The organism is Stenotrophomonas geniculata ATCC 19374 = JCM 13324 (genome assembly GCF_001431625.1).
Lineage (GTDB): Bacteria > Pseudomonadota > Gammaproteobacteria > Xanthomonadales > Xanthomonadaceae > Stenotrophomonas > Stenotrophomonas geniculata.
On the sequence record NZ_LLXT01000130.1, the window covers coordinates 22446 to 28931 of the forward strand.

Genomic DNA, 6486 nt, shown 5'->3' on the forward strand with positions numbered 1-6486 from the left:
GACTCTACAGAAAGCAGTAAACCGCCTTCGGCGGGTTACTTGCTGCCGCCGGCCATGGTGCCGGCTGCGTCGATCTCGGCCTGGGCGCGGGCGGCATACAACGTGCCCGGTGGCGGCTGGCGGCTGAAGAAGGTGTGCACACCGTCCAGCACGGCACCGGCGATCTTGCGCTGGTAGGCCGGGTCGATCAGGCGGCGCTCTTCATCCGGGTTGGAGATAAACGCGGTTTCCACCAGCATCGCCGGCATGTCCGAGGTGCGCAGCACCGCGAAGTTGGCGCGCTCGATGTTCGGCTTGTGGTTGTTGCCGATCCGCTTCAGGCCGCCCAGCACGTGGCCGGCCGCGTCCTCGGACGCCTTCATGTAGCCGCTCTGGGCCAGATCCAGCAGCACGTTGGCAAGCGTGCCTTCGGTCTGCTGCAGGCGCACGCCACCGACCAGGTCGGCCGCGTTTTCCTTGTCCGCCAGCCAGCGGGCGCGCTGCGAAGAGGCGCCCTTGGTCGACAGCACGTACACCGACGAACCGGTGGCCGAACGGTTTTCGGCCGCGTCGGCATGGATCGAAATGAAGATGTCGGCCTTGTTCGCACGCGCCTTCTGTGCGCGCATCGGCAGCGGGATGAACACGTCGCTGTCGCGGGTGAGGTAAGCCTTCAGGCCCGGCGTCGCATTGACTTGGCGGGCCAGTTCACGCGCCACCGCCAGGGTCACATCCTTTTCGCGCTTGCCGGTCGGGCCGATCGCGCCCGGATCCTGGCCGCCGTGACCCGGATCGATGGCCACCACCAGATGACGCATGCCAGCCTGCATGCGGATGCGCGACGCATCGCTGGGCATGGCCGGACGCGGCGGTTCCACCGTCGTCGGTGCCGGTGCGGGCACCGTAGCCGGCGGCGTGGTCACCACCGCTGCGGTGCGCTGTCCAGCCAGGATCGCGGCCGGCGACGAAGAAGGCGAGCTGCTGGCCACGGTACCGGCCGCCGCGACCTGGGCCGGTGCAGTGGACGGCGCCGGGGTGGGCGTGGCCGGCGCGGCGGCAGTGGCACTGGCCTGCTGGCGAACCTGGGCAGTCAGCAGCGCGGTGGCACGCGCAGCATCGGAACGCGACTGCGCGCTCTCCGCCGGCGTCGGCGTCGGCGTCGGTGCAGGCGTGTTGACCGGTGCCTGTGGCTGCACCGCCGGCGTCACTGCAGGACGGCTGGCGGCCACGGCCGGGCCATCGCCCGGCCATTCGATCACCAGCTTGGATTCATTGCCCTCGCGCTGCATCTGTGGGCGGAACGGCGCCACCGATTCAGCAAGGTCGAAAACGACACGGAAGGTGCCCGGCACCGGCTGTCCGGTACGCACCGCCGTAACCACGCCCTGCGCAGCCGGCATTTTCAGGTTGCGTATGGCGCTGGAGTCGGGGAAATCGACCACCAGGCGGTTCGGACCGGCCAGAGAAAGCGTCTTGTAGCCGCCACTGCCGACCAGCGAGATTTCGGCACGGGTGCCGGTAGCGCCGGTATTCAGCAGGACCTGGCGGACTTCACCGGCCCACGCACTGACGCTCGCCAGACCCAGTCCGACGGCGGCACAGATAGCGATGAGACGGTTCCCCGGGCGCATGGCTCAGGATTCAATCACCGCGCTGAACGGAATGCAACACCTTTTTCCTTAATAATCCGTAACCTGCCGGTCTTTGTTCTCGTCAGCCGACAGAAATGGCCTGCAAGTCGCCCCCCTTGGGAAGCCGCTTCAACCATTCATGTCCGACGTCGCTTACTCCAGTGAGACGCGCGCGACGCCCCTGCCCCTCGATCTCCAGCGCCACCACCAGGTCGGTCGGCGGTAGCGCGCCGGCGCCGCGTTCCGGCCATTCCACCAGCCACAGCACCGCGCTGCCCTCGTCCAGGCCGAGGAAATCCAGCTCACCGGCCTGGCCGATGCGGTACAGGTCCAAGTGCCACGCCTCACCGCCACTGGCCAGCGGATAGCGCTCGACCAGGGTGTAGGTGGGGCTGCGGATCGCGCCCTGCACGCCCAGCGCGCGCAGCAGTGCGCGGGCGGTGGTGGATTTGCCGGCGCCCAGGTCGCCGCGCAGTTCGACCAGCGCCTGCGGCGGCCGGGTGGCCGCCAGCCATTGCCCGAGCAGTTCAGTGGCATCGCTGTCGGCAAGGAAGAAATCGATCATCGAGAGAGTTCCGGGTTGGCCAGTCGCCGCAACGGCGACAGCAGATCAGTAGGAAGCAGGCCGCGCACGCCATCGGCGGCCGCGGCGTCGCCCGCGAGCGCATGCAGCAGTGCACCAGCGGCGGCAGCGTCGAAGGCGGCCAGCCCCTGCGCGCGCAGGCTGGCAATGATGCCGGTGAGCAGATCGCCCATGCCTCCCACGGCCATGCCGGGATTGCCTGCACCGATCAGCCGTGGCGCCTGCCCGGGGGCCGTCACGATGCTGCCTGCGCCCTTCAGCACCACCACGGCGTGGAAGCGTTCGGCCAACGCCTGCGCACAGCGGTAGCGATCAGCCTGGATGTCAGCGGTACTGCAGCCGAGCAGGCGCGCGGCCTCGCCCGGATGTGGCGTAAGGATGGCGTCCGGTAGCGCGCGCGGATCCTGCGCCAGCAGGTTCAGCGCATCGGCGTCGACCACCAGCGGCTTGGCGCTGGCCAGCACCCGCGCAAACAGTGCACGCGCCCATTCGTCCTGGCCCAGACCGGGGCCAATCGCGACCACCCTGGCCTTGTCCAGCAGCGCCGGCAGCACATCGCCGTCTTCCAGCGCGTGGGTCATCGCCTCCGGCAGGCGCGCCAGCAACGGACCGACGTGATCGCGGCGGGTACCCAGGCTCAGCAATCCCGCGCCCGCACGCAAAGCGGCCTCGGCCGCCATGGCGATGGCGCCGCCGCTGCCATGGTTGCCGCCGACGCACAGCACGTGCCCGGATTCGCCCTTGTGGGTGTTGGCGCGGCGCGGCGGCAGCAGTGCCGGCAAGCGGGCCTGGGTCCAGTGCTCCGCGGCGGGTGACACGCCCTGCCGTGCGGCCGCGGGCAGCTGCAGCGGCGCCAGCGCCTTCTGGCCGCAATGATCCAGCGCGTCGCCGGTATACAGCCCGCGATGCGGCACGATGAACTGCAGGGTCAAAGCGGCCTTCACGGCCACGCCCGGTACGGCACCGCGATCGGCATCGACGCCACTGGGGACGTCCAGCGCCAATACCGGTACCGCCTGCGCGTTGAGCGCGACAATCAGCGCCTGCGCCACGCCTTCCGGCGCGCGATCGAAGCCCAGACCGAACAGGGAATCGACCCAGATATCAGCCTCGGGCAGCGCGCCGTCGAAATCGGTGATGGTGCCGCCGCCGGACTTGAATTCCGAAGCCGCACGCTGTGCCAGCACGGTTGACGGTGACTTCCCCGGCAAGGCGATCACCATCACCTCACGCCCGGCCTGCAGCGCGTGGCGGGCCAGCACATGGCCATCGCCACCGTTGTTGCCCGCTCCGACCACCACGCCGATCCGCCGCGCCTGCGGCCAGTGCTGCAGCAGGCACTGCCAGGCAGCCTGGCCGGCCTGCGCCATCAGGCCCCAGCCGCCCTCGGCAGCCAGTGCCGAGGCCTGCGCATCAAGCGCACGCGCGGCAGCAGAATCGAACAGATCGGCGAGGTTGGCCATGCAGGGATTTTATACTGGTGCACATGTCCCCTGCCCCCACCCCTGTCGATCCGGCCCAGGCCGTGCAGCGCATCCGCGAACTGGCCCGTGCGCATGGCTTCCAGCGCTGCGGCATCGCCGGCATCGAGCTGGGCCAGGATGAAGCGCACCTGGCCGACTGGCTGGGCCAGGGCCTGTACGGCACGATGGACTGGATGGCGCGCCACGGCACCCTGCGCGCGCGCCCGGCGGAGCTGCTGCCCGGCACCGTACGGGTGATCTCGGTAGGCATGGACTACAGCCACAAGGACGACACCGAAGCCTGGGCGACCCTGGCCGACCCGGGACGTGCCTACGTGGCCCGCTACGCGCTGGGCCGCGACTACCACAAGCTGATGCGCAACCGCCTGCAGAAGCTGGCCACGCAGATCAACGATGAAGTGGCACCGCTGGGCTACCGCGTGTTCGTCGATTCGGCCCCCGTACTGGAACGCGCACTGGCGCGCAATGCCGGTCTCGGCTGGATCGGCAAGCACACCTGCCTGATCGACCGCCATGGCGGCTCATGGTTCTTCATCGGCGAGATCTACATCGATATCCCGCTGCCGATCGATGCTCCGGCCACTGCACATTGCGGTACCTGCACGCGCTGCATCGATGTCTGCCCGACCCAGGCCATCACCGGCCCGCAGCGCCTGGATGCGCGGCGCTGTATCTCCTACCTGACCATCGAGCACGACGGTGCCATCCCCGAAGACATGCGGCCGTTGATCGGCAACCGCATCTACGGCTGTGACGACTGCCAGCTGGTGTGCCCCTGGAACAAGTTCGCCAAGCGCACCGACGAAGCCGACTTCCGCGCACGCAACAACCTCGATACCGCGCGGCTTGACCAGCTGTTCGCCTGGGATGAAGCCGAGTTCCTGCGCCGCACCGAAGGCAGCCCGATCCGGCGCAGCGGCCACGAGCGCTGGCTGCGCAACATCGCCGTGGCGCTGGGCAATGCCCCCTCTTCGGTCGAAGCGCTCGCTGCACTGCAGACCCGCATCGACGATCCCTCGCCGCTGGTGCGTGAACACGTGCAGTGGGGACTGGGCCAGCACACGGCGCGCTGACGTGCGATCCTGAGCACCCGCTCCACCCGCAGCACGCCGTTCCCATGCAGCCACGCAACAACGACATCCTCACCCCCAGCCAGCTCAACACCCTGGCCCGCGATCTGCTGGAAGGCAGCTTCCCGGCGATCTGGGTCGAGGCCGAGCTGGGCAGCGTGGCCCGTCCTTCCTCCGGGCACCTGTATTTCACCCTGAAGGACGCACGCGCGCAGCTGCGCGCGGCGATGTTCCGGATGAAGGCGCAGTACCTGAAGTTCGTGCCGCGCGAAGGCATGCGCGTGCTGGTGCGTGGCAAGGTGACCCTGTATGACGCTCGTGGCGAGTACCAGATGGTGCTGGACCACATGGAGGAAGCCGGCGAAGGCGCATTGCGCCGCGCCTTCGAAGAGCTGAAGGCACGCCTGGAGGCCGAGGGCCTGTTCGACCCGGCGCGCAAGCGGCCGCTGCCCGCGCACGTGCAGCGCCTGGCAGTGATCACCTCGCCCACCGGCGCCGCCGTGCGCGACGTGCTGAGCGTGCTGGCCCGCCGCTTCCCGCTGCTGGAAGTGGACTTGCTGCCGACCCTGGTGCAGGGCAGCAGCGCCGCTGCACAGATCACCCGCCTGCTGCAGGCCGCCGATGCCAGTGGTCGCTACGACGTGATCCTGCTGACCCGCGGCGGCGGTTCACTGGAAGACCTGTGGGCCTTCAACGATGAAGCACTGGCCCGTGCGATCGCCGCCAGCCGCACCCCGGTGGTGTCGGCGGTGGGCCACGAAACCGACTTCAGCTTGAGCGACTTCGCCGCCGACCTGCGCGCGCCGACACCGTCGGTGGCCGCCGAACTGCTGGTGCCGGACCAGCGCGAACTGGCGCTGCGCCTGCGCCGCACGGCGGCACGCATGGTGCAGCTGCAGCGGCACACGATGCAGCAGGCGATGCAGCGTGCCGACCGTGCGCTGCTGCGCCTCAACGCGCAGAGCCCGCAGGCCAGGCTGGATCTGCTGCGTCGCCGCCAGCTGGACCTGGGCCGGCGCCTGCATGCCGCGTTCAATCAGCAGCAGGAACGCCGTGCCGCACGCCTGCGCCATGCAGCGGCGGTGTTGCGCGGGCACCATCCGCAGCGCCAGCTCGACGCGATGCAGCGCCGCCTCGCCGCCCTGCGTGGGCGTCCGCAGGCTGCAATGCAGCGCCTGCTGGAACGCGATGCACTGCACCTGCGCGGGCTGGCGCGTTCGCTGGAAGCGGTCAGCCCGCTGGCGACCGTGGCCCGCGGCTACAGCATCCTCACCCGCAGCGACGACGGCACTCTGGTGCGGAAGGTCGATCAGGTGCAGCCTGGCGATGCGCTGCAGGCGCGCGTCGGCGACGGCGTGATCGACGTGCAGGTCAAGTAGAGGGTTGTTCGGCAGGGCTGCGCCCTGCACCTGCAGAGGCAAATGCAACAGCCGAAGCAACAACGAAAGCGGCTCTGGATTGCTGATAGCTTGGCGGGGTGGTGTGGCTGTGCAGGACACGCCGTAAACCCATCCCTGGGGACTCGATGGCGCCATCCATGGCGCCAACGGTCCTGCACAGCCACACCGCCCCACCCTCGACAGTGTCCCGATGACGGTCGGTAGATCCACGCCATGCGTGGATGAATCTCTTTCAGATATCGAATCAATTCGGGGTCAGATCCGTTTTCCTGCGGAAAACGGATCTGACCCCAAGCGCCATTCCGGCAGATCGCGGACATCTGTCGAAGGCGGGGTGGG

The 6486-nt window shown here is 68.9% G+C and carries 5 protein-coding genes; 2 read left to right on the forward strand and 3 right to left on the reverse strand.

The window, feature by feature from the left end; genetic code table 11:
• Window positions 1–35: 35 nt before the first annotated feature.
• From ARC63_RS16815 to ARC63_RS16825, 3 genes are all read right to left on the reverse strand, one after another.
• Window positions 36–1610 (reverse strand): N-acetylmuramoyl-L-alanine amidase, encoded by a 1575-nt coding sequence (locus ARC63_RS16815; protein ID WP_057503869.1) that lies wholly within the window; start codon window positions 1608–1610, stop codon window positions 36–38.
• A gap of 82 nt (window positions 1611–1692) precedes the next feature.
• Window positions 1693–2175 carry a tRNA (adenosine(37)-N6)-threonylcarbamoyltransferase complex ATPase subunit type 1 TsaE gene (gene tsaE, locus ARC63_RS16820; RefSeq protein WP_057503870.1) on the reverse strand — a complete coding sequence of 161 codons (483 nt, stop codon included), beginning with the start codon at window positions 2173–2175 and terminating at the stop codon, window positions 1693–1695.
• Window positions 2172–3656 (reverse strand): bifunctional ADP-dependent NAD(P)H-hydrate dehydratase/NAD(P)H-hydrate epimerase, encoded by a 1485-nt coding sequence (locus tag ARC63_RS16825; RefSeq protein ID WP_057503871.1) that lies wholly within the window; start codon window positions 3654–3656, stop codon window positions 2172–2174. Before ARC63_RS16825 ends, tsaE begins: the two co-directional genes overlap by 4 nt.
• Before the next feature lie 23 nt (window positions 3657–3679).
• Between ARC63_RS16825 and queG the strand changes: the two genes are divergently transcribed.
• Complete coding sequence (gene queG / locus ARC63_RS16830) at window positions 3680–4750, forward strand: tRNA epoxyqueuosine(34) reductase QueG (RefSeq protein ID WP_057503872.1); 1071 nt, start codon at window positions 3680–3682, stop codon at window positions 4748–4750.
• Window positions 4751–4794: 44 nt separating this feature from the next.
• Window positions 4795–6126: an exodeoxyribonuclease VII large subunit gene (gene xseA / locus ARC63_RS16835; RefSeq protein ID WP_057503873.1), complete on the forward strand. Its 1332-nt coding sequence runs from the start codon at window positions 4795–4797 to the stop codon at window positions 6124–6126.
• Window positions 6127–6486 lie beyond the last annotated feature (360 nt).

Coding starts and splice junctions, on each gene's coding strand:
- tsaE (WP_057503870.1), bottom strand. CDS start 2,175: ATGATCGATTTCTTCCTTGCCGACAGCGATGCCACTGAACTGCTCGGG.
- xseA (WP_057503873.1), top strand. CDS start 4,795: ATGCAGCCACGCAACAACGACATCCTCACCCCCAGCCAGCTCAACACC.
- ARC63_RS16825 (WP_057503871.1), bottom strand. CDS start 3,656: ATGGCCAACCTCGCCGATCTGTTCGATTCTGCTGCCGCGCGTGCGCTT.
- ARC63_RS16815 (WP_057503869.1), bottom strand. CDS start 1,610: ATGCGCCCGGGGAACCGTCTCATCGCTATCTGTGCCGCCGTCGGACTG.
- queG (WP_057503872.1), top strand. CDS start 3,680: ATGTCCCCTGCCCCCACCCCTGTCGATCCGGCCCAGGCCGTGCAGCGC.